This is a genomic window from Mycobacterium hippophais, assembly GCF_027529605.1.
Taxonomy (GTDB): domain Bacteria; phylum Actinomycetota; class Actinomycetes; order Mycobacteriales; family Mycobacteriaceae; genus Mycobacterium; species Mycobacterium arseniciresistens.
Map to the genome: position 1 here is coordinate 272,992 of NZ_JAPZPY010000002.1, position 21,780 is coordinate 294,771.

Annotated in this window: 21 protein-coding genes and 1 pseudogene; 9 read left to right on the forward strand and 13 right to left on the reverse strand. The window is 68.5% G+C overall.

Annotated features, from left to right (window positions below):
* Positions 1-32: 32 nt before the first annotated feature.
* From O6P37_RS06930 to O6P37_RS06955, 6 genes and pseudogenes are all read right to left on the reverse strand, one after another.
* Positions 33-257 (reverse strand): annotated as a pseudogene (locus tag O6P37_RS06930) (transglycosylase family protein); the annotation flags it as partial.
* Between the two features lie 1,154 nt (positions 258-1,411).
* Positions 1,412-2,017, reverse strand: a complete 606-nt coding sequence (mobA, locus tag O6P37_RS06935) for a molybdenum cofactor guanylyltransferase (protein WP_269893367.1) — start codon at positions 2,015-2,017, stop codon at positions 1,412-1,414.
* Positions 2,018-2,027: 10 nt separating this feature from the next.
* A complete protein-coding gene (locus O6P37_RS06940; RefSeq protein ID WP_269893368.1) occupies positions 2,028-3,104 on the reverse strand; it encodes a 2-oxoacid:ferredoxin oxidoreductase subunit beta in 1,077 nt (358 codons plus the stop codon).
* Complete coding sequence (locus O6P37_RS06945) at positions 3,101-5,086, reverse strand: 2-oxoacid:acceptor oxidoreductase subunit alpha (protein ID WP_264015409.1); 1,986 nt, start codon at positions 5,084-5,086, stop codon at positions 3,101-3,103. The genes O6P37_RS06940 and O6P37_RS06945 overlap by 4 nt, the downstream gene beginning before the upstream one ends.
* Positions 5,087-5,429: 343 nt before the next feature.
* Positions 5,430-6,254, reverse strand: a complete 825-nt coding sequence (locus O6P37_RS06950) for a PfkB family carbohydrate kinase (RefSeq protein WP_269893652.1) — start codon at positions 6,252-6,254, stop codon at positions 5,430-5,432.
* A gap of 108 nt (positions 6,255-6,362) precedes the next feature.
* Entirely contained in the window at positions 6,363-7,367 is a 1,005-nt protein-coding gene (locus O6P37_RS06955) for a LacI family DNA-binding transcriptional regulator (protein ID WP_269893369.1), read from the reverse strand.
* 154 nt (positions 7,368-7,521) lie between these two features.
* On the opposite strand from O6P37_RS06955, the gene O6P37_RS06960 reads away from it, so the two are divergent.
* Genes O6P37_RS06960 through O6P37_RS06975 form a run of 4 tightly spaced genes read left to right on the forward strand, consistent with a single transcriptional unit; the run spans position 7,522 to position 11,535 of the window.
* Positions 7,522-8,685: a phytanoyl-CoA dioxygenase family protein gene (locus O6P37_RS06960; RefSeq protein WP_269893370.1), complete on the forward strand. Its 1,164-nt coding sequence runs from the start codon at positions 7,522-7,524 to the stop codon at positions 8,683-8,685.
* A complete protein-coding gene (locus O6P37_RS06965; RefSeq protein WP_269893371.1) occupies positions 8,682-9,689 on the forward strand; it encodes a Gfo/Idh/MocA family protein in 1,008 nt (335 codons plus the stop codon). The genes O6P37_RS06960 and O6P37_RS06965 overlap by 4 nt, the downstream gene beginning before the upstream one ends.
* Positions 9,690-9,694: 5 nt before the next feature.
* Entirely contained in the window at positions 9,695-10,576 is an 882-nt protein-coding gene (locus O6P37_RS06970) for a sugar phosphate isomerase/epimerase family protein (RefSeq protein ID WP_269893653.1), read from the forward strand.
* The gene (locus tag O6P37_RS06975; protein WP_269893372.1) at positions 10,573-11,535 is read left to right on the forward strand and encodes a Gfo/Idh/MocA family protein; all 963 of its coding nucleotides are present in this window, start codon (positions 10,573-10,575) and stop codon (positions 11,533-11,535) included. The genes O6P37_RS06970 and O6P37_RS06975 overlap by 4 nt, the downstream gene beginning before the upstream one ends.
* On the opposite strand, the gene O6P37_RS06980 is transcribed toward O6P37_RS06975, so the two are convergent.
* A complete protein-coding gene (locus O6P37_RS06980) occupies positions 11,532-11,717 on the reverse strand; it encodes a hypothetical protein (RefSeq protein ID WP_264015414.1) in 186 nt (61 codons plus the stop codon). The genes O6P37_RS06975 and O6P37_RS06980 overlap by 4 nt on opposite strands.
* A 94-nt stretch (positions 11,718-11,811) precedes the next feature.
* A complete protein-coding gene (locus O6P37_RS06985; protein ID WP_456299326.1) occupies positions 11,812-12,669 on the reverse strand; it encodes a polysaccharide deacetylase family protein in 858 nt (285 codons plus the stop codon).
* Between the two features lie 66 nt (positions 12,670-12,735).
* Between O6P37_RS06985 and O6P37_RS06990 the strand changes: the two genes are divergently transcribed.
* Positions 12,736-13,107 carry a MerR family transcriptional regulator gene (locus O6P37_RS06990; protein WP_269893374.1) on the forward strand — a complete coding sequence of 124 codons (372 nt, stop codon included), beginning with the start codon at positions 12,736-12,738 and terminating at the stop codon, positions 13,105-13,107.
* Positions 13,108-13,125: 18 nt separating this feature from the next.
* Here O6P37_RS06990 and O6P37_RS06995 read toward each other — a convergent pair whose 3' ends face one another.
* The 4 genes from O6P37_RS06995 to O6P37_RS07010 all read right to left on the reverse strand — a co-directional run bounded on the left by O6P37_RS06995 (position 13,126) and on the right by O6P37_RS07010 (position 17,148).
* Complete coding sequence (locus O6P37_RS06995; RefSeq protein ID WP_269893375.1) at positions 13,126-13,947, reverse strand: ATP-binding cassette domain-containing protein; 822 nt, start codon at positions 13,945-13,947, stop codon at positions 13,126-13,128.
* A 4-nt stretch (positions 13,948-13,951) separates the two neighbouring features.
* Entirely contained in the window at positions 13,952-15,010 is a 1,059-nt protein-coding gene (locus O6P37_RS07000) for an ABC transporter permease (RefSeq protein WP_269893376.1), read from the reverse strand.
* A 17-nt stretch (positions 15,011-15,027) separates the two neighbouring features.
* Complete coding sequence (locus O6P37_RS07005) at positions 15,028-16,017, reverse strand: substrate-binding domain-containing protein (RefSeq protein WP_269893377.1); 990 nt, start codon at positions 16,015-16,017, stop codon at positions 15,028-15,030.
* Positions 16,018-16,140: 123 nt separating this feature from the next.
* Positions 16,141-17,148, reverse strand: coding sequence for a LacI family DNA-binding transcriptional regulator (locus O6P37_RS07010; RefSeq protein ID WP_269893378.1), 1,008 nt, complete (start codon positions 17,146-17,148; stop codon positions 16,141-16,143).
* Positions 17,149-17,241: 93 nt separating this feature from the next.
* Between O6P37_RS07010 and O6P37_RS07015 the strand changes: the two genes are divergently transcribed.
* Positions 17,242-18,228 carry a Gfo/Idh/MocA family oxidoreductase gene (locus O6P37_RS07015; RefSeq protein ID WP_269893379.1) on the forward strand — a complete coding sequence of 329 codons (987 nt, stop codon included), beginning with the start codon at positions 17,242-17,244 and terminating at the stop codon, positions 18,226-18,228.
* Positions 18,225-18,998: a TIM barrel protein gene (locus O6P37_RS07020; RefSeq protein ID WP_269893380.1), complete on the forward strand. Its 774-nt coding sequence runs from the start codon at positions 18,225-18,227 to the stop codon at positions 18,996-18,998. Before O6P37_RS07015 ends, O6P37_RS07020 begins: the two co-directional genes overlap by 4 nt.
* 57 nt (positions 18,999-19,055) lie before the next feature.
* Here O6P37_RS07020 and O6P37_RS07025 read toward each other — a convergent pair whose 3' ends face one another.
* Positions 19,056-19,793 (reverse strand): GntR family transcriptional regulator, encoded by a 738-nt coding sequence (locus tag O6P37_RS07025; protein WP_269893381.1) that lies wholly within the window; start codon positions 19,791-19,793, stop codon positions 19,056-19,058.
* Positions 19,794-19,943: 150 nt separating this feature from the next.
* Between O6P37_RS07025 and iolC the strand changes: the two genes are divergently transcribed.
* Together iolC and O6P37_RS07035 are read left to right on the forward strand one after the other, a co-directional pair.
* Positions 19,944-20,915 carry a 5-dehydro-2-deoxygluconokinase gene (iolC, locus tag O6P37_RS07030; RefSeq protein ID WP_269893382.1) on the forward strand — a complete coding sequence of 324 codons (972 nt, stop codon included), beginning with the start codon at positions 19,944-19,946 and terminating at the stop codon, positions 20,913-20,915.
* Positions 20,908-21,780 (forward strand): Cgl0159 family (beta/alpha)8-fold protein, encoded by an 873-nt coding sequence (locus tag O6P37_RS07035; protein ID WP_269893383.1) that lies wholly within the window; start codon positions 20,908-20,910, stop codon positions 21,778-21,780. The genes iolC and O6P37_RS07035 overlap by 8 nt, the downstream gene beginning before the upstream one ends.

Consider the following 21,780-nt stretch of genomic DNA (forward strand, 5'->3'; position numbering starts at 1 on the left):
TGCCCGGCACCGCCATCATCTGCTGCGACGTGTTATCCGCGCCCGCCGCACACCGGCCATGCGCCGATGCCCTGGCTGTTGAGCACGTTCTCGGCCACGCGGATCTGCTCCTCGCGCGAGGCATGGTGCGGCATGCCGGAGCCGCCGTTGCCCTTCCAGGTGCCCAGGGCGAACTGCAGGCCGCCGTAGTAGCCGTTTCCGGTGTTGGTCGACCAGTTGTTGCCGGACTCGCAGGAGGCAACGGCGTCCCAGTTGACGCCGCTGTCCGCATTCGCGGTACCGGTCACCAGTGCCATCGGGGCCACGGCGAGCGCCCCGGTGATGGCGGCCAGCCCAAACGTCTTGCGGATGTTCTTCAAGTTCGATCCTTTCGCCAAGCGCGCGCCGGCGACGGCCCGGATGGGTCGCGTCGCCTCACAGGAGGCTGGAAAGCCGGGGCGTGCCGTCTCGGTCAGGCACGCCAGGGGCGGCGATCTCGCCCCGCCGGGTGGATCCCGGCGGCCGCGGGGTGTCCCCACCCGTACGCGGACCCGCTCACACGCAGGTTCTCGGTTTTTGAAATTATTTGCTCCAATTCCGAAGCCGGGTCGAACCGTACAAAACCGATTCGGGCGAAGTCATATCGTCCTCACACCGATCCCGGTTTGATCACGGGCAGATCACGACGCCGAGCCAGCGCATGCCTGTGCAGGTCAGCGGCGGTATCGACGCGGAACGCAATATCGTTACGCAGGCGAAAGATCGTGAGGCAGTTCACGCACAAAATGTGACCTGGGTTACCCGACTCGGGCGGAATCGGCCGCCGAAACGGGTTTGTGCGGCAACATCAACGGGTATCGAGCCCCCTCGCGCAGCATTTTTCGGATGATCCGTGGTGAGCCGGTTCGCTGACGGCTGCTGAGGGTACCGAAGCGGATAATACGAGAATTATGTTGTGGCACAGCGTATTCGGCCACATGCCGTTGAGCTTCCATGCGCGACGGCGCCAACCGAAGCCGGAGGCCACGCCGGCCGTGATCGGCCGGGCGTCAGTAGCAGGCAACGGTTTTCGGCATCTCGAGACACTCACGACGGGACGCCGCGCTCGGCCCCGTCCGCCGGGTCCGGCACCGTCACGGGGGGCGGATCCCACACCGACGCCTCATCAAGACATCGGTTGGACAGACACGTCGTCCTGTACGCGCTCGGGAAACGGCTTCCCGGCAACGACATCAGCCGCAGATCAGGCGAAAGACCCTACGGCGCAGGCACATCGGAACCACCGTGCCATCGCAGGGCGGTAATTCGACGGCCGAAACAATCAAATTGCCGCCACTGAATAAAGGCACCGAATTCGGTGCATTCAACGATGACGGCGAAATAGGAGCCTCCGGGCTCTTGAATCCAGAGATTCACAGCAATTTGCTGGAGTTCACCGGCTGCCGAGTCGGCCGAGATCGGAGGAGGTGTTGACGTTGGTCAGTGCCCGTTGTTCCGGCATGACGATGCGCTGGGTGTCGACGCGGTCCACCAGAGCTCGCATGCTGCGTTCCCCGGCCGCCACGAGTGTCGAGATGCGCTCATGCAATGCGGTCCGGTACACGCCTGCCAGGTAGTGGTCACGGCCGTCCCAGGGCAGCACGACGTCGGGGCGCAGCCGTGCCGCCGGGCCGACGAGGGCGTCGATGAGATCGACCGAGAGGTGCGGCATGTCCACCGCGCAGACGAAGGCCCACTCCAGCCCCGCCTCGGCGGCGGCACGCAGGCCGCGGCCGGTGGCCAGGAGGGGTCCGACGCCGCGTTCCTTGTCGCGCAGCACCGACGGCTCGGGTGCGATGTCGAATACGGGCAGCCGCTGGCCGGGGGCCGCCATGACCAGCACCGGCGCACAACGACCGCTGACAGCGGCCACCACGGTCTCGACCAGGGTGGCGGGTCCCGCCGGGCCGTCGATGACCAGAGTGGCCTTGTCACGTCCCATCCGCCGGGACGCTCCGCCGGCCAGAACGACTGCGGCGAGCGGCACGGCGGGCGTCACCCCTGCGACGTTAGTCGACGGTCCAGGTGTCCTTGCCGCGAAGCAGCGATTGCAGTGCGGCCGTGTCGTGCGGCCGCGCCTCGCGCGCCGCACGGACCTGCCCGCGGGCAGCATCGTCGTACGTGGGCCTGCTGACCTGGCGGAAAATGCCCATCACCATGTGCTCGAGGTTCTGCTCACTCAACCGCGACAGGGCGAACGCGTACGCGGGGTCGTCGGCCTGGGCGTTGTGCACGACGATCTCGTCGGCCGACACATCCGCTGTCTTGGCCACCTCGAGCCCGAAGCCGGACCGCACGACGCAGTACTCGCCGTCGGCGCCGAACGTGATCGGCTCACCGTGACTGACGCTGATCAGGCGCTCCTCGGCGCCCTCCTTACGCAGCGCGTCGAACGAGCCGTCGTTGAAGATCGGGCAGTCCTGCATGATCTCCACCAGGGCGGCACCTCGGTGCGCAGCGGCGCCGCGGAGCACCTCGGAGAGGCCCTTGCGGTCCGAGTCGAGCGCCCGGCCGACGAAGGTTGCCTCGGCGCCCAGTGCCAGCGACACCGGGTTGAACGGGTAGTCCAGCGAGCCCATCGGCGTCGACTTGGTGATCTTGCCGACCTCGGAGGTCGGCGAGTACTGGCCCTTGGTCAGACCGTAGATCCGGTTGTTGAACAGCAGGATCGTCAGGTTGATGTTGCGGCGCAGCGCGTGGATCAGGTGGTTGCCACCGATCGAGAGCGCATCGCCGTCACCGGTCACCACCCACACCGACAGGTCCTCGCGCGCCAGCGCCAGGCCGGTGGCGATGGTCGGCGCCCGCCCGTGGATCGAGTGGAAACCGTAGGTCTCCAGGTAGTACGGGAAACGGCTCGAGCAGCCGATGCCGCTGACGAAGGCGATGTTCTCCCGGCGCAGCCCCAGTTCGGGCAGGAAGTTGCGGATCGTGTTGAGGATGACGTAGTCACCGCAGCCGGGGCACCAGCGGACCTCCTGGTCGCTGGTGAAGTCCTTGCCCTTCTGCGGCTGGACCGTCGTCGGCACATGAGCCGTCTTGGACAGCGGGGTCAGGTTCAGATCGGATCCGACTAGGTCGGTCATGCTTTCACTCCCACACCGGTCGCATCGGTTTCCACATCGTCCTGGCCGGGGCCCTCGATGGTGGCCGCGGCCAGTCGTGCGAACTTGGCCTTGTCGATTTCCTTCTCCGCGAGTGTGCCCTCCAGGGCGGCGTCGATGATGCCCTCGACCTCGTCGGCCAGGAACGCCATCCCCTCCACCTTGGTCACCGACTGCACGTCGATGAGGAACTTGGCGCGCAGCAGCATCGCGAGCTGGCCCAGGTTCATCTCCGGAAGCACCACCTTCGGGTAGCGACGCAGCACGTCACCGAGGTTGGCGGGGAACGGGTTCATGTGCCGGATGTGCGCCTGGGCGACACTGATGCCGTTGCGCCGCGCCCGCCGGCACGCCTCGCCGATGGGGCCGTACGAGCTGCCCCAGCCCAGCATCAGCAGTTCGGCGTCGCCGCTGGGATCGTCGACCTCGAGGTCGGGCACCGCGATGCCGTCGACCTTGGCTTGGCGCAACCGCACCATCAGATCGTGGTTCTTCGGCTCGTAGGAGATGTTGCCCGAACCGTTGGCGGCTTCCAGCCCGCCGATGCGGTGCTCCAAACCGGGTGTGCCGGGGACCGCGAACTGGCGGGCCAGCGTCTCGGGATCACGAGCGTACGGCTGGAACGGCTCGCCGGTCTTGGCGAAGGTGTGCTCGATCGACGGATAGGTGGTGATGTCCGGGATCCGCCACGGCTCCGAGCCGTTGGCGATCGCGCCGTCGGAGAGGATGACCACCGGGGTGTGGTAGCCGATCGCGATCCGGACGGCCTCGACGGCGACGTCGAAGCAGTCCGACGGAGAGCGCGGTGCCAGCACGGCGACCGGTGACTCACCGTTGCGGCCGTAGAGCACCTGGAGCAGGTCGGCCTGTTCGGTCTTGGTCGGCAGACCGGTCGACGGACCGCCGCGCTGCACGTCGATGACGATCAGCGGCAGTTCTGTCATCACGGCCAGACCCATCGCCTCCGACTTGAGCGAGATGCCCGGGCCGGACGTGCTGGTCACACCGAGTGCGCCGCCGTAGGAGGCGCCGATGGCCGCGCCGATGCCGGCGATCTCGTCCTCGGCCTGGAAGGTCAGCACGTTGAAGTTCTTGTGCTTGGACAGTTCGTGCAGGATGTCCGAGGCCGGGGTGATCGGGTAGGTGCCGAGCACCACCTGCAGGTTGCTGAGCTGTCCGGCCGCCACGATGCCGTAGGCCAGCGCGGTGTTGCCGGAGATCTGCCGGTAGTCGCCGGACTTGAGCTTGGCGGGCGAGACCTCGTACGTGGTGGCGAAGGCCTCGGTGGTCTCACCGAAGTTCCAGCCGGCCTTCAGCGCCAGCACATTGGCCTCGGCGACGTCGGGCTTGCGGCCGAACTTCTCCCGGATGAAGGCCTCGCTCTGATGCAGTTCGCGGCCGTACATCCAGGACAGCAGGCCGAGGGCGAACATGTTCTTCGCGCGCTGGCCGTCCTTCTTGGTCGCGCCGATCGCCTCCACCGCGCCGAGCGTCAGGGTGGTCATCGGAACGGCCTGCACGACGTAGTCGGACAGCTCGTCGTTCTCCAGCGGGTTGGCTTCGTAGCCGACCTTGGCCAGGTTGCGCTTGGTGAACTCGTCGGAGTTGGCGATCACCAGACCACCGCGCGGGAGGTCGCCCACGTTGGCCTTTAGCGCCGCGGGATTCATCGCGACCAGGACGTCCGGGCGGTCACCCGCGGTGAGGATGTCGTAGTCGGCGATCTGGATCTGGAAGGACGAGACGCCGGGCAGCGTGCCCTGAGGTGCCCGGATCTCGGCGGGGTAGTTCGGCTGCGTCGCAAGGTCGTTGCCGAACAACGCCGCCTCGGAGGTGAACCGGTCACCGGTCAACTGCATGCCGTCGCCGGAGTCACCGGCGAATCGGATGACGACTTTCTCCAGCTTCTGCCGTGGCTGTGCTGGACTGGCTGCCGGACCAGCTGCGTTGCCGTTCGAGCCCATCCCCCTGCCTTTCCCGGGTCGTGGTGCTGTGATCGAGTCGCGGTCAATGACAACCCGCCGCCGGGCGGAACCCACGGAGGTCTCGGCTTCGCGCAGCGGCGCGTCGCCGTTTGATGTCACTGTCAGTACCGATTATTGCACTTCTCTTAGGCGAGGCTTTACCACACACGCCCGCGCGTCGCCGGGCCACGTCGGTAGTATTCGCTGCTCAGTGACGTGAAAGACAAGTTGACACCCGTCAATGTGTGTCGTTGGTCACGTTTTCACGCGTCGTCATTTCTAAGGAAAAGTTACCCACCGGTAGCACGTGGCTAGCACTGCTGAGCAGCTGCTCAGCAGCACGTCAGGGCCGTCCGACGGGTTCTTTCTGGCGGCGCTTGTCGAGTTCGCGCGCCACCAGCTCACTGGCCAGCGCGACGGCCTCGTGGGGATCCGCGCCCGCCGACCTGTTGGCGGTGTAGCAGGCGGTGAACATGTCGCCGGCGCCTGTGGTCTGCACGCCGCTCACCTGCCACGCCGCGGGCACCCTGATCACCGAACCGTCGGTGTAGACGTCGCAGCCCTCCGACCCGAAGGTCACGAGGATCTCGGGCACTCCGAGCCGTTCGGCGGTCGACGCGTCGAACTCGCCGTCCGCGACGATCACCGCCTCGTCCTCGGCGAGCTTGAGGACTGCGAGGTGCGGCAGCATCTCATCGCTGAAGTGCCGGTCCAGTGTCAGCGGTCCCAGCCGGTCGGCCCGCACCAGCCCCTGTCCGTCATAGACGATCCGGTGCCCGCGGCGGGCGAGCAGCGCGAGCGTCTCGGCGGGGAAGTCCCCTCGCAGCAGCGGGGCGAGATGGATCCAGGTGGTGTCCGGGTCGGCGGCCGCGATCTCCGCCTCACCCCACACCGGCCCGATGGCCTCGACGGTCATCGTGCGGTGGTCGACGTCCACGTAGTCGAGCCGGAAGCTGCTGGTGCGCCGTCCGGGCAGGACGCGGAGGAAGGCGCCGAACCGGTCGACCAGCGGATCGAACAGCGCGTGGTCGCGCTCGGCGGCCATGCCGATGATGCGTCCCGGCCCCGCCATCGCCTCGAGGGCGACGCCGGCGAAGGACGCACAGCCTCCCGGGCTCGGCGCCGCACCGTTGATCACGTCGACGGCGAGGTTCCCCATCACGGTCACCCCGCCGACGAGCTGTCGCACCGCTGCCCCTCCCCGTTCACCCTGTGGCCACCTGAGGCCGTGGCGCGAGATGTTATCGGGGATTGTCTCCCGACGACGACTCCATCGTCACACCGGCAGGTTGAAGGGGGTGACGACCTGGATGGGCGCCGGCCGCACGGGTTCGGCGGGCAGCGCTCCCCGCTGCGCCAGGATCGACCGGATCGCCAGCCGCGCGTCCGCGCGCAGGTCGTTGTGCAGGACCACCGAGATCCTCCCGTCCCGCAGCAGCCGCAGGTTGTCGGCGTCGAGGTCGTGGGCGATGAACGCCCGGCAGCGCCGGCCGACCTTCTCGAACGCCGCCACCGTGGCGGTGTTGCCGCCGCCGACCGAGTACACCGCCTCGATGGCGGGGTGCCGGTCGAGCGCCTCGAGCACCAGCCGCTCGTTGGTCGCGTCGATACCGTCGCTGTCGCTGACCTCGACGATGCCCCGGCCCGAGCCGCGCAGGGCCGAGCGGAAGCCGACCTCACGTTCGCCTTCGCCGCGGAACACCGTGCGGCTCAGCGTGATCAGCACGTCGGATCGGGACGCGCCCAGCCACTGGTCCATCAGGTAGGCCGCGGTCACCCCCGCGCCGTGGTTGTCGATGCCGACGTACCCGGACCGCGCGCTGGCGGGCACGTCGGTGGCGTAGGTGACCACCGGGACGCCCGCGCCCACCAGACGGTCGACGGCCGCGGCGACCTCCGGATCGTCCTGCGCCTTGAGCACCACGCCGTGGCTGCCACGGATGCGGCCCAGCGCGTCGACCATCTGTGCAGTCTCCCCCGACTCCCACAGATGGAAGCGCGCCCGCACCATCGCCGGCGCGAAGGCGGGCAGTTCCGCCTCGACCGCCGCGCGGAAGGCGTCGGAGAACCGCTGAGGGGTCTGCATCACCACGTCGATCAGGTAGCGCCTGCCGTTGAGCCTCAGCTGCGCCCGCTGCTTGTCCAGGTCGGCGATCGCCTGCGCCACCTCCGCGCGGGTGTTCTCCCGGACGCCGGCACGGTTGTTGAGCACGCGGTCGACGGTCGCCTCGCTCAGCCCGGCCTGCTGGGCGATCTCGCGGACCTTGTAGCGGTGCGCCATGGGTCTGGGTCCCGTTCTCCCGGCGAGCAGACGCATGTTGCCCGCGACACGCCGTCCAGCGCGGCGCTTTGCGTCTGCTCGCGCACGTCAGTGAGGGTTTTTTGAGGGCTTTTTGCCGTTGATTGCGGGGTGGGTCACCGCAAGACTATCGGACATGACCGCCTCAGCGACCACCACGGACGGCGCGTGGATCGAGGACGCCGACTGCCGCCTGGAGGACTTCCACGCGCAGGTCTCGCGTACCACCGATCCGGCCGACTATCCGCTGGCCGGCGACGTCCGGGCCGGCGTGCCGGTGTACCCGGCCGACGCGCTGGCGCGCCCGGACCGCCGTGCGCTGCAGGCCGAGCTGATCCGGGCACTCGCCGACGGGCCCGGAGTGGTGGTGTTCACCGACGCCTTCGCCCACGACGTGGTGGACCGCGCGAGTGCCGCGTTCACCGCGCTGATCGACGCGCAGCGCACCGAGGGCGCCGCCGCGGGCGACCACTTCGGCGAGGCCGGTGCGAACGACCGCATCTGGAACGCCGCCCAGAAGTTGGCCCTGTTCGCCCCCGAGGTGTTCGCCGAGTACTACGCCACCGACGCGCTCGCGCTGGTGTCGCAGGCCTGGCTGGGGCCGCGCTACCAGGTCACCTCGCAGGTCAACGTCGTCAATCCCGGTGGTGCGGCGCAGGTTCCGCACCGCGACTACCACCTCGGGTTCGTCGACGCCGATCACCTGACCCGCTATCCGGCGCACCTGCACCGGCTTGCGGCGGCCCTGACGCTGCAGGGTGCGGTGGCGCACTGCGACATGCCGCTGGAGAGCGGGCCGACCATGCTGCTGCCGTACTCACAGCGATTCGACGGCGGCTACGTCGCCTTCCACCGACCCGAGTTCATCGACTACTTCGCGGCGCATCACGTGCAGGTGCCGCTGCGCAAGGGCGACGCGGTGTTCTTCAATCCGGCGCTGTACCACGGTGCCGGGTCCAACACGTCGACCGACATCCGCAGGATGGCCAACCTGCTGCAGATCTCCTCGCCGTTCGGTCGGGCGATGGAGTCACTGGACCGCACCGCGATGGTGCGCGCCGTCTACCCGGCGCTGCTCGCCATGAAGGCCGCGGGCCGCTCCGAGCGGGAGCTGACCAACGTCGTCAACGCCACCGCCGAGGGCTACGCGTTCCCCACCAACCTCGACCGGGATCAACCCCTCGGCAACCTCGCGCCACCCAGTCAGGTCGACGCCGTGCTGGCCGCCCTGGCCGACGGTCTGCCCCCCGCCGCACTCGATACGGCGCTCGACGCCCACAACGATCGGAGAACCCCATGACCACCCTCGGAGTGATCGGCCTCGGCCGGATCGGCGCCTTCCACACCGAAACGCTCTGCGCCATCGACGGAATCGACGGCCTGGTGATCACCGACGAGCGCACCGACGTTGCCGCGGCCGTCGCGGCCCAGCACGGGGTCAAGGCCGTCGACAGCGTCGCCGAACTGCTCGCCTCCGGCGTCGACGGCGTGGTGGTCGCCGCCGCGACACCCGCCCATGCCGAGCTCACCCTGGCCGCCGTGGAGCGAGGCATCCCGACGTTCTGCGAGAAGCCGATCGCCTCGACCGCCATCGAGAGCGCACGGGTCGCCGAGTTGATCGCGCGCTCCGGCGTGCCGGTGCAGGTCGGCTACCAGCGCCGCTTCGACGCCGCGTTCGCCGCGGTGAAGCGGGCGGTCGACGACGGTTCGGTCGGGACCCTGCACACCGTGCGCGGCACGACGATGGACCCCGCTCCCCCGCCGATGGACTACATCAGGGGCTCAGGCGGCATCTTCCGTGACTGTGCCGTGCACGACTTCGACGTGCTGCGCTGGGTCACCGGTCAGGAGGCGGTCGAGGTCTACGCGACCGGAACCCGGCAGGGTGATCCGCTGTTCGCCGACTACGGCGATGTGGACACCGCCGCCGTGGTGGTCACGTTCGACGGAGGCGCCATGGGCCTGGTCTCCGCCGCGCGGTACAACGCCCGCGGGTACGACTGCCGCCTCGAGGTGCACGGATTCGACGACACCGTGGTCGCCGGCTGGGACTCCGGGGCGCCCGTACGAAACCTCGACCCGCACAGCGACTTTCCCACCGGCAAGCCGCACCACTTCTTCATGGACCGGTTCACCGAGGCCTTCCGCACCGAGCTGGCGGCATTCGTCGACGTCACCAGGGGCGGCCCCATCCGGGGAGCGACGGTCGCCGATGCCGTCGAGGTGGCGTGGCTCGCTGAGGCCGCCACCGAGTCCCTGCACAAGAACGCGCCGGTGCGCGTCGAGGAGGTCCGTAACCGATGAACTCGATGAATCCGATCAAGATCGCGGGAGCGCCGATCTCGTGGGGAGTCTGCGAGGTGCCCGGCTGGGGCCATCAACTGAATCCCGACCGCGTGCTGGCCGAGATGCACGACGTCGGGCTGACGGCGACGGAACTCGGGCCGGAGGGTTTCCTGCCCACCGACCCCGCTGCGCTGCAGGCCACGCTGCGCGCCCACGCGCTGGAGTGCGTCGGCGGCTTCGTGCCGGTGGTGGCTCACGACGCCGCTCAGGACCCGATCCACGACCTCGCCGGTCCGCTCGAGGCACTGGTCGACGCGCACGCCGGCGTCGTGGTGCTCGCCGCGGCCACCGGCGCCGACGGATACGACTCGCGGCCTGTCCTCGACGACGACCAGTGGCGCACACTGCTGACCAACCTCGACCGGCTGGCCGCCGTCGTTGCCGCGCGCGGGCTGCTCGCAGTCCTGCATCCGCATGTCGGGACGATGGTCGAGACCCGCGCCGACGTCGAGCGGGTGCTGTCGGGCTCGGCGATCCCGCTGTGCCTGGACACCGGGCACCTGCTGATCGGTGGCACCGACCCGCTGCAACTGGCCCGCGAACACCCCGACCGGATCGCGCACACCCACCTCAAGGACGTCGACGCGGCGCTCGCGGCGCGGGTGCAGTCCGGCGAACTCACCTACACCGAGGCCGTGCACATGGGCATGTACACCCCGCTGGGCGCCGGTGACGTCGACATCACCGGGATCGTGACGACGTTGCGCACCAACGGCTTCGACGGCTGGTTCGTAATGGAACAGGACACCATCCTCGACGGTGAGCCGACGGGTGCCGGGCCGGTCGCCGACGTCCGCGCCAGTGTCGACTTCCTGCAGGACGTCTGCCGCGCGGTCACGGTGTGACGCTGCGCATCGGTGTCCTCGGCGCCTCCCGGATCGCCGAGTTCGCCATCGTCGACCCGGCGCGAGAACTGGGTCACCGGCTGGTGGCCGTGGCCGCGCGCGACCCGCACCGCGCGCAGGCGTTCGCCGACAAGCACGGCATCGAGCGGGTGGCCGGCACCTACGCCGACGTGGTCGCCGATCCGGAGGTGGACGTCGTCTACAACCCGCTGGCCAACGCGCTGCACGCCCCGTGGAATCTCGCGGCCGTCGCGGCGGGTAAGCCGGTGCTGACGGAGAAGCCATTCGCCCGCAACCACATCGAGGCGCGTCAGGTTGCCGACGCCGCACGCACCGCCGGGGTCACGGTGATGGAGGGCTTCCACTATCTCTTCCACCCGGTCACCCAGCGGGCGCTGCAGCTCGCGGCCGACGGGACGCTGGGCGAACTGGTCCGCGCAGAGGTCCGGATGGCGATGCCCGCACCGGCGGACGATGATCCACGCTGGTCAACGGCGATGGCCGGCGGCGCAATGATGGACCTGGGCTGCTACGGGATGCACCTGCTGCGCAGGCTCGGCCGCCCGTCGATCGTGAGCGCCCGTGCCGAACAGCGCTTCCCGGGTGTGGACGCCCGCTGCGACGTCGAGGTAGCCTTCCCCGGCGGAGCCACCGGCCTGTCGACGAATTCGATGGTGGCCGATGACTATTCGTTCACCTTGCGGATCGCCGGAACCACGGGTGAGGTTCTGGTGCACGACTTCATCAAGCCCCACGACGACGACCGGGTGACGGTGCGCACCGCGGCGGGCGTCTCGGTCGAACGGCTGGGCACTCGGCCGTCCTACACCTACCAGCTGGAAGCCTTCGCCGCCCACGTGGAAACCGGTGCGCCGCTTCCGATCGATCTCGCCGACGCGACCGAGAACATGGCCTACGTCGACGACGCCTACCGGGCGGCCGGGATGGCGCCGCGCTAGGGGCGTCGGTTGGTGTGCAGCCGCTGGCTCAGCTGTCCCAGCGGCCGTCTGCGGTCGGTGTCGGCGTGCCGGCGTTCGTGCCACCGCAACCGCAGCATCAGCAGTTGGCGGTGGGCAGACCAGCCGACCGACATCGGATCGCGCCACGCCGAGGCGCGGCTCCGTGCGGGATGTGGCTCCATGACTCCATTGTGCCCATCTGCGGCGAATCGGCACGTCGACGCACCCGTGCAACGGATGTCGACCTGGTGAATTGCGGTCGAATTGAGGTGTCGGTCACCCTCGCTCCGCGAGGTAGTGCGCGGCGATCTCGTCGGATGTGGTGACCCACACGTCGGGATGGTTGACGACGTAGCGCAGCGCCTCGTCGAGATATCTGGCGCGGAACGGCTGGCCAGTCACGAACGGGTGCAGCGCCAGTGCCATCACCCTGCCGCTGTGTTCGGCGTCGGCGTGCAGTTGATCGACCTGGTCCTTCACGATCTGGACGAACTGGTCACCGGGGAGGCTCTTGCCGACGAACAGCGGGATGTCGTTCAGTTCCACGGAATACGGCAGGCTGTGCAGGCCGGGGGTCCGCAACGGATAGGGCTGGTCGTCGTTGGTCCAGTCCAGCGTGTAGCGGACACCCAGGTCGGCCAGCAGTTCCGGCGTGCGGAAGGTCTCGGTCAGAGCGGGGCCGAGCCAGCCGGAAGGGCGCTGCCCGGTGGCCTTCTCGATGGTGTCGAGGACCTCGAGCAGGTAGTCGCGCTCGTCGTCGCCGAGACCGGTCTGCAGCGTGGAATTGTTCCTGCCGTGTGCCAGCCACGCCCACCCGCGGTCGACGCCGGCCCGGATCACCTGCGGATAGTGTTGCGCCACATCGGAGTTCAGCAGGACGCTCGGCCGGATCCCGTGCCTGTCGAAGATCTCGATGAGGCGCCAGATCCCCACGCGCAGTCCGTAATCGCGCCAGCCGTAGTTCAGCGGGTCGGGAGTCAGCGCCGCGGTGTCGGGATGGATGCTGGTCGACGGGCGGTCGACCTCGAAGTGTTCGACGTTCAGCCCGACGTAGAACGCCACCCGGGCGCCGCCGGGCCACCGGATGGCCGGTCGTTCGGTGATCGGTGTGTAGGTGATGAGTTGGGTGTCCACGGCGGTATCGTCGAACCCTGACATCGATGTCAAGGTCAACCCCGGCAACGGAGTGAGGTGCGTCACATGCGGATCGGCGAGCTGGCGCGGCGCACCGGGGTCTCCACCAGGCTGCTGCGCTACTACGAGGACCAGGGTCTGATCGTGCCGCAGCGCTCGGCCAACGGATACCGGGACTACGGCGAGGAGTTCGTCGACCAGATCGCCCAGATCCGCAGCCTGCTCGACGGTGGCCTGCCGACGCGGGTGATCAGGCAGGTGCTGCCCTGCCTGAAGACACCGCGCGACATCCACTTCGCCGACGCGTCGCCGGAGATCATCGCGGTACTGCAGCGCGAGTGCGACCGGATGGGCGACCGGATCGACCACGTCACCCGCAACCGCGACGCGATCTCGGCCTACCTCGCCGAACTCCGCCGCTGCGCGCGGCCCGCGTGAAGCGATTCCGGCGAATCGCTACTTGCCGCTGCGAAGCTCGTGGGACAGCGCCTCGAGTTCGTCGCCGCCGGCCATCTCCTGGGTGAGGTGCTCGAGGGTGATGTCGTCGTAGGTGCAGTCGAGCTTCTGGCGGCCACGGTTGAGCAGCACGAAGTGGTCGCCGACCATGTGGGCGTGATGCGGGTTGTGCGTGATGAACACGACGCCGAAGCCCGCCTCCTTGGCCGCGGTGATGTACTTCAGCACCACGCCGGACTGCTTGACGCCCAGCGCCGCGGTCGGTTCGTCGAGGATCAGCACCCGGGCGCCGAAGAACACCGCCCGCGCGATGGCCACACACTGCTTCTGCCCACCGGACAGCGAGCCGATCGGCACGTCGACATCGGGCAGGTCGATGCCCATCTTGGACAGCTCGATCAGCGTGGTGGCCCGCATCGCGTTGGCGTCCAGCGAATACGGGAACGACGACTTGCGAAGCTCCTGGCCCAGGAAGAAGTTGCGCCACACCGGCATCAACGGCACGACGGCCAGATTCTGGTACACCGTCGCGATGCCCTTGCCGAGCGCATCGGCGGGCGATCCGAACCGGGTGGGTTCGCCGTCGACGAGGAGTTCGCCCTCGGTCTGCTGATGCAGCCCGGCGATGATCTTGATCAGCGTGGACTTGCCCGCGCCGTTGTCGCCGAGGATGCCGGTGACCTCGCCCGCGTGCACCCGCAGGCAGATGCCGTTGAGCGCGGTGATGTTCCCGTAGGACTTGCCGACGTCGCGCAGTTCGACCAGCGGCACCCGGCCGCCGGAAGGGACGTCGTGAGAGGGCTTTTCGACAGAGATGGTCATCAGATCACTTCTTCGCTGCGTAGTTGCGGAAGGCGTTGTTGGCGATCACCGCGAACAGCAGCATCGCGCCGAGGAAGAACTTGAACCAGTCGGGGTCCCACCCCGCGTAGACGATGCCCTGGTTGGTCATGCCGAAGATGAACGCACCGATCGCGGCCCCGATCGCGGTGCCGTAGCCACCGGTCAGCAGGCAGCCGCCGATCACCGCGGCGATGATGTAGAAGAACTCGTTGCCGATGCCCTGACCGGACTGCACGGTGTTGAACGCGAACAGCAGGTGCATGCCCACGAACCAGGCGCAGAAGCCGACGAACATGAACAGCCCGATCTTGACCTTGGTGACCGGGACGCCCACGGCGCGTGCGCTGTCGGCGTCGCCACCCACCGCGAAGATCCAGTTGCCGATCTTCGTCTTGAACAGCACGTAGGTGGCCACCGCGGTGAACACCAGCCACCAGACCACGGTGATGCGGATACTGACGCCGAAGACGGTGAACGACGAGGCGAAGACCTTCTGCGCGGAGTCCCAGCCCTGCATGTCACTCACGCTCTGCGTGGCGACCTGGCCGGAAACCAGCTTGGTCACCGCGAGGTTGATGCCGGCGAGCATGAAGAACGTGCTCAACGTGATCAGGAAGCTGGGGATCTTCGTCTTCATCACCAGATACCCGTTGAAGAATCCCACCACCAGCGCGAGCACCAGCGCGAGGAGCGCGCCGACCCACAGGTTGAGGTGCAGGTTGTAGGCCAGCATCGACGCGGCGAGCGAGCTGAAGGTCACCGCCACGCCCGCCGACAGGTCGAACTCGCCGCCGATCATCAGCACCGCCACGCCGCACGCCATGATGCCGATCGTGGAGCTTGCGTAGAGCACCGTCGCCAGCGATCCCGCCTCGCGGAACGGTGCGGCGACGACCAGGAAGAACACGAAGATGCCGATCGCGCCGATGCCGGCGCCCATCTCCGGACGGATCAGCAACCGCTGCAGGCGGTTCCGCTCTTTGACACGCTCGTCGCGCACGACCTTGTGGTCGCCGAGGTCCAGATCTGCCTGTGTGGTCATGTCGTCTTCTCCTGCCGCTACCGAGTGCCGGCCTTGGCCAGCTCGGCCACGGCGTCGATGTTGGACTTGTCGATGAAGGATGGGCCGGTCAGCGTCGGCTCACCACCGCCGATCAGGTTCTTGTTGTTGAGGAACAGCCAGAGCCCGTCGATGGCGAGATAGCCCTGCAGGTACGGCTGCTGGTCGACGGCCCACTGCACGTCGCCCTGACTGATGGAGTCGACGAGCGCGGCGTTCGTGTCGAACGTCACGATGTTGGCGTTGCTGCCCGCGTTGGTCTTCGACTGCACGGCGGTCAGCGCGATCGGCGCACCGAGCGCGACGAAGGTGTCGACCGCCGGATCCTGTTGCATCTTGGCCGTGATCGTCGCGTCGACCGACGGCATGTCCTTACTGTTGACGTTCAGGATCTCGCTCGGCCCTTTGAAACCCTGCTTGACACCCGCACAACGTGATTCGAGCGCGACCTGGCCCTGCTCCTGGATGATGCAGACGACCTTCTTCGCGCCGTCCTTGGTCAGGCGCTCGCCGGCGGCGATGCCGGCCAGCTTCTCGTCCTGCCCGAAGTACTCCTGGATGCCCATCTGCTTGAAGTTGTCGAATCCGGAGTTGAACGCGACCACCGGGATGCCCTTGTCGATGGCGGCCTTGATCGCGGGGGCCATGGCGTCGGGCTTGGCGAGCGTGACGGCGATGCCGTCGACACCACTGTCGATGGCGCTCTGCACCAGGTTGGCCTGGTTGGGCGCCTCGGGATCGTTCGAGTAGCGCAGCTCGATGTTGTCCTTCTTGGCGGCCGTCTCGGCGCCCTTGCGGATCAGGTCCCAGAACGAATCGCCGGGCACCTCGTGGGTGATCATCGCGATGGTCTTGCGGGGGGTGTCGACCGTGCCTCCGCCGTCTCCGCCCCCGGCCGAATCGGGTCGCCCGCCGGTGGATGAACACGACGCGACGGCCAGCGCCAGAACGCCCGCCCCCGTGATCGCCGCGAGCCGCTTGAACGCCATTGTCTGTCTCCTCGCTGTCAGATCGCCGCGGCGCCCGCCAGTGGCGGCCGACACGCCTCGCCGTTGATGTAATACGGCTCACACCGGAAAGTCAATACTTTGTCCTGACATTAGGACTGCAAGTCATATGCGGGCAGCCAGCTGTCGAGGCGCGCGCGTCGTTCCGCGCACCACCAGGGACGGCTCACACACCAGGTCGACGAGATCCGGTGCGCCGGCGTCCCCATCGAGCCGGGACACCAGGCGCTGCACCGCTGCTCGCGCCAACCCGGCGGAATCCTGGCGAACGGTACTCAGATCGATGTGGGCGAGGCCGGCGAGCGGGCTGTCGTCGAAACCGAGCACCGAAATCTCTTCGGGAACAGCGAATCCGGCACGGATGAGCACGTCCATGACACCCAGCGCGCACCGGTCGTTGAAGGCGAACACCGCACTCGGCAATTCGGATTCGGCCAGCATGGCGGTTGCGGCCGCCGCACCCTCGCGCTCTGTGAGCCCGCCCGCGCGCACGTCCTCGACGAGGTTCGCGGAGCGGATCTCGCGGCGGTAGCCGCGTAGGCGTTCGGCCGCGCCAGCCGCCCGCCCTCCACCGAGGTAGACGATGTCGCGATGTCCCAGGTCGATGAGGTGGCGAGCGCCGAGCGCCGCGCCGGCGACGTCGTCGCTGCGGACCGCGTCCACGCCGCGGACCCGCCGAGCGAGCACGACGACGGGAGTACTCGCAGCCAACTCCTCGAGCCGGCGCGCCGGGATCTCCGGGCCGACGAGAACGAGGCCCTCGCATCGATCATCGACGAGAGTGCGCAGCGCGCGGGGCTCGTCGCGGTGCGGCGTGATCCCGCTGAGTACCACGTCGTAGCCGAGCGCTTCCGCGGCGACGTACACGCCGTCGACCAGATCGGCGTGGAACTCCTGACCCACGGTGAAGGTGACCCCAATGAGCCTCGAGCGGTGCTGACGAAGCCGCTGCGCGCGGGGATCTGGGCGATACCCCAGTTCGTCGGCGGCCCGGCGTACGCGTTCCCGAGTCTGCGCACCGGCCCCCGGCGCGTCACGCATGACGATCGACACCAGGGCGCGTGAGACGCCGGCGCGTGCGGCCACATCCTGCAGTGTCGGTCTGCGATCCACGAGTCGATTCTAGATCGTTCTAGCGCGCTCGTTGACGAAACCCGGTCGATCGCTCTAGCGTGACTAGAACGTTCTAGTCGATCGGAGCCCTCCATGTCCTCACCGTTGTCCTTCGGCCTCATCGGCGCCGGCTGGATCGGCAGCTTCCACGCGCAGACACTGGCGTCCCGACTGCCGAACACCCGCCTGGCCGCCGTCGCCGATCCGACACCCGCGGCAGTGGAACGTTTCCCGGATCAGCGCTACTACCGCGACCCGCTGGAACTGATCGCCGACCCCGACGTCGACGCCGTGGCGATCTGCTCGCCCGCCGCCAGCCACGCCGACCTGGTCGTCGCCGCCGCACAGGCGGGTAAGCACGTGTTCTGCGAGAAGCCGATGGCGTTGACACTCGACGACGCCGACCGGGCCGTCGATGCGGCCCGCGCCGCGGGGGTGGCCCTGCAGGTCGGCTTCAACCGTCGCTTCGCGGTCGACTTCGCCGCCATGCGCGCCGCCGTCGACGCGGGAGCGGTGGGCACACCGCATCTCCTGCGGTCGCTGACCCGCGATCCCGGCATCTCGGCCGAGGTCGCCGCACGCGTCAAGCCGTGGACGATCTTCAACGAGACGCTGATCCACGACTTCGACACGCTCGCCTGGCTCAATCCGGGCGCGCGGGTCACCGAGGTATACGCGCAGGCCGACGCGCTGGTTCACCCCCAGTTCGCGGAGCAGGGCTTCCTCGACACCTCGGTCGTGCAACTGCGTTTCGACAACGGCGCCTTCGCCGTTGCGGAGGCCAGCTTCCAAGCCGTCTACGGCTACGACATCCGCGGCGAGGTCTTCGGCTCCGGCGGCGTCCTGCAGGCCGGGCTCGCCCCGGAGCACGCCGGGCGGGTCAACACCGAGTTGTTCGCCGACGCCTACACCGCCCAGTTCGCGCACTTCGCGGACAGTGTGCTGGCGGGCACCGAGCCCTCGGTCACCGGCGTGGACGCCCGGATCGCGCTCGAGATAGCTCTGGCTGCGCGTCGATCTGTGGAGACGAAGGCACCCGTCGGCCTGACCCCCGTCCCGCCGAATCCAGTGCCGGCATGAGCGGCCTCACGCTGGCGGTGTGTTCGGAGATGGTCTTCACCGACCTGCCAATCCACGAGCGCGTCAGGCGCATCGACGAACTCGGCTTCGACGTGGAGATCTGGAGCTGGCACGACAAGGACCTCGATCAGCTGGCCGCCACCGGAGCCCGCTTCTCGTCCATGACCGGATACCTCAGTGGCGACCTGGTCGACCGCGACGGGGCCGACGAGGTCGTCCGCACCGCCTCGCTGGCCATCAAAGCCGCCGAGACGCTGGGGGTTCCGCGACTCAACCTGCACACCGCGGAACTGGTCGACGGTCGGGCCGCACGACCCCGGCAGCGCGCCACCGGGGAGATGTGGCTGACCGCCGCGAGGGCCCTGGAACGCATCGGCGAACTCGGTGCGGCCGCAGGCGTGACGTTCTGCGTCGAGAACCTGAACACCGTGGTGGACCATCCGGGCGTACCCCTGGCCCGCGCGAAGGACACGCTCGCACTGGTCGAGGGCATCGGCCACCCGAACGTCAAGATGATGTTGGACCTCTATCACGCGCAGATCGGCGAGGGGAACCTCGTCGAATTGGTCCGGCGGTGCGGCGACGCGATCGGGGAGGTCCAGGTGGCCGACGTGCCCGGTCGGTGCGAACCGGGTTCGGGCGAGATCCACTACCCGGCGATCGCGACGGCGCTGCGCGACATCGGCTATACGGGCACGGTGGGGCTGGAGGCGTTCGCCTCGATGGACAGCACCGCGGCCCTGGAGGCGTTTCGAGCCGCCTTCTCCTAGCGATTTGCGCACCTGCAGGAGCGCCGACCGCTCGCGGGTGCACGAATCGCGGGGGTTCTAGCGGTCGACGAGGGTGGTCTCGAAGAAGTAGCGCGAGGCCCGGTAGCAGTGGCTGCCGAACTCCACGGCCTTGCCCGAGTCGTCGAAAGCGGTGCGAGCCATCGTCAGCAGGGGTGCGCCGGCCTTCTCGTCGAGCAGCCGGGCCTCGGTCCTGGTGGCGGGCTTGGCCCCGATGCGCTGCCGGGCCAGCCGGATGTGCACGCCGCGACCGCGCAGCGCCTGATAGAGGCCGCTGGCCTCGAGTTCGTCGGCGTCGGGCGCGAGTTCGACCGGCAGGTAATTGGTCATCACGGCCAGCGGCTCGCCGTTGGCGCTCCGCAGCCGCTGGATCGTGACGACCTCATGGTCCTCGGCCAGGCTCAACTCGGTGGTGATCTCCTCGTCCACGACGCCGGCGTGGTACTCGAGCAGCCTGGTGGTCGGCTCCTGGCCGGCCCGGACGAGGTCGTCGAACAGGCTGGTGAGCTCCACCCTGCGGTGCACCGGGTTCTGCACCACCTGGGTGCCGACACCCCGCTTGCGCACCAGCAGACCCTTGTCGACGAGTTCCTGGATGGCCCGCCGGGTCGTCGGCCGCGACAGCGTCAGGCGACTCGCGAGGGCGAGTTCGTTCTCGAAGCGATCACCGGGCGCCAGCTCGCCGTTGCGGATGGCGGCCTCGATCGCCTGGGCGAGCTGATAGTAGAGCGGCACAGGACTCGACCTGTCCAGCTCGACGGCTAGGGGCACGTCCACTCCGATCTCCGGCCTCGGTCAGGAAAGAGTAGCTGAAGGTTAACATCCGCATGACTGAAAGTTAGAATGTCAGGACAAACTATTGACAGCGTCGAGTGACGCGAGGCACAGTCGTAGACACCTACCGCCCCCCGATCCCTGGGAGCCGAATTGACCAGCACGGAACCGTTCGATGTCGTGGCCATCGGGCGCAGCGGCGTCGACGTCTATCCTCTCCAAACCGGTGTCGGGCTCGAAGATGTCGAGTCGTTCGGCAAGTTCCTCGGCGGCAGCGCCGCCAACGTCGCGGTTGCTGCCGCCCGGCTCGGCAACCGCACCGCGCTGGTCTCCGGAGTCGGGGCAGACCCGTTCGGCCGGTTCGTGCGCGCCGAGCTCGAACGCCTGGGCGTCGACAGCCGATTCGTCTCCGTGCACGGCGAATATCCAACGCCCGTGACCTTCTGCGAGATCTTCCCGCCCGACCACTTCCCGCTGTACTTCTACCGCAAGCCGTCGGCTCCCGACCTGCAGATCAGCACCGAGGAACTCGACACCGAGGCGATCAGGACCGCCCGCCTGTACTGGTCGACGGTGACCGGGCTCTCCGAAGAACCCAGCCGCACCGCCCATTTCGCGGCCTGGGAGGCTCGCGGCAGAAGCCCGCTGACGGTGCTCGACCTCGACTACCGGCCGATGTTCTGGGAGTCGCCCGCCGCCGCGACCGAACAGGTGCAGCGCGCCCTGCCCCACGTCACCGTCGCGGTGGGCAACCGCGAGGAGTGCGAGATCGCCGTCGGCGAGTCGAATCCGCGCAAGGCCGCCGAGGCGCTGCTCGACGTCGGTGTCGAGCTCGCCATCGTCAAGCAGGGGCCACGCGGCGTGCTCGGCAAGACCCGGCACAGCTCGGTCACCGTGCCGCCCAACGACGTCGACGTCGTCAACGGCCTGGGCGCCGGCGACGCGTTCGGCGGCAGCCTCATCCACGGCCTGCTGAACGGCTGGCCGCTGGAGAAGACATTGCGCTATGCCAACGCCGCAGGCGCCATCGTGGCGACCCGGCTCGAGTGCTCGACCGCGATGCCGACCACGGCCGAGGTCGCGTCGCTCGCCGAACAGACCGCCGTGGAGGCCGTCAATGTCTGACCTCACCTACGCCGACATCACCGGCTTACGTGCTGCTGATCCCGGCGCGGTCGCCAGAGCCTGGGCGGACCGCGTCACCCGCCCGACCGTCCGCGGCGACGGCCGGCTGATGATCGTGGCGGCCGACCACCCGGCGCGCGGCGCGCTCGCCGTCGGATCGCGTGTCACGGCGATGAACAGCCGCGTCGATCTGCTCGACCGGTTGCGGGCCGCGCTCGCCGACCCCGGCGTCGACGGCGTGCTGGCCACCGCCGACATCCTCGACGACCTGGTGCTGCTCGGCGCGCTGGAGGACAAGGTGGTGTTCTCGTCCTTCAACCGCGGCGGGCTGGCCGGCGCGGCGTTCGAACTCGACGACCGGATGACGGGGGCCACCGCCGCCTCCACCGCCGCGGCGCGGATGAACGGTGGGAAGATGCTGTGCCGCATCGATGTCGACGATCCCGGCACCGTGTCGACCATGGTGGCGTGTGCGCGGGCGGTCGACGAACTGGCCGCGCACGGACTGGTCGCCATGGTGGAACCGTTCATGTCGGGCCGGGTCGCAGGCAAGGTCCGCAACGACCTGTCCCCCGACGCGGTGATCAAGTCCATCCACATCGCTCAGGGGCTCGGCTCCACCTCCGCCTACACCTGGATGAAGCTTCCCGTCGTCGACGAGATGGACCGCGTCATGGAGGCGACGACGATGCCGACGCTGCTGCTCGGCGGCGATCCGACCGATCCCGACGAGGCATTCGCCAGCTGGGAGAAGGCGCTCGCGCTGCCCGCGGTGCGCGGCCTCATCGTCGGCCGCACCCTGCTGTACCCCCCCGATGACGACGTCCGCACGGCCGTCGCCACCGCCGTGTCGATGGTGAGGTGA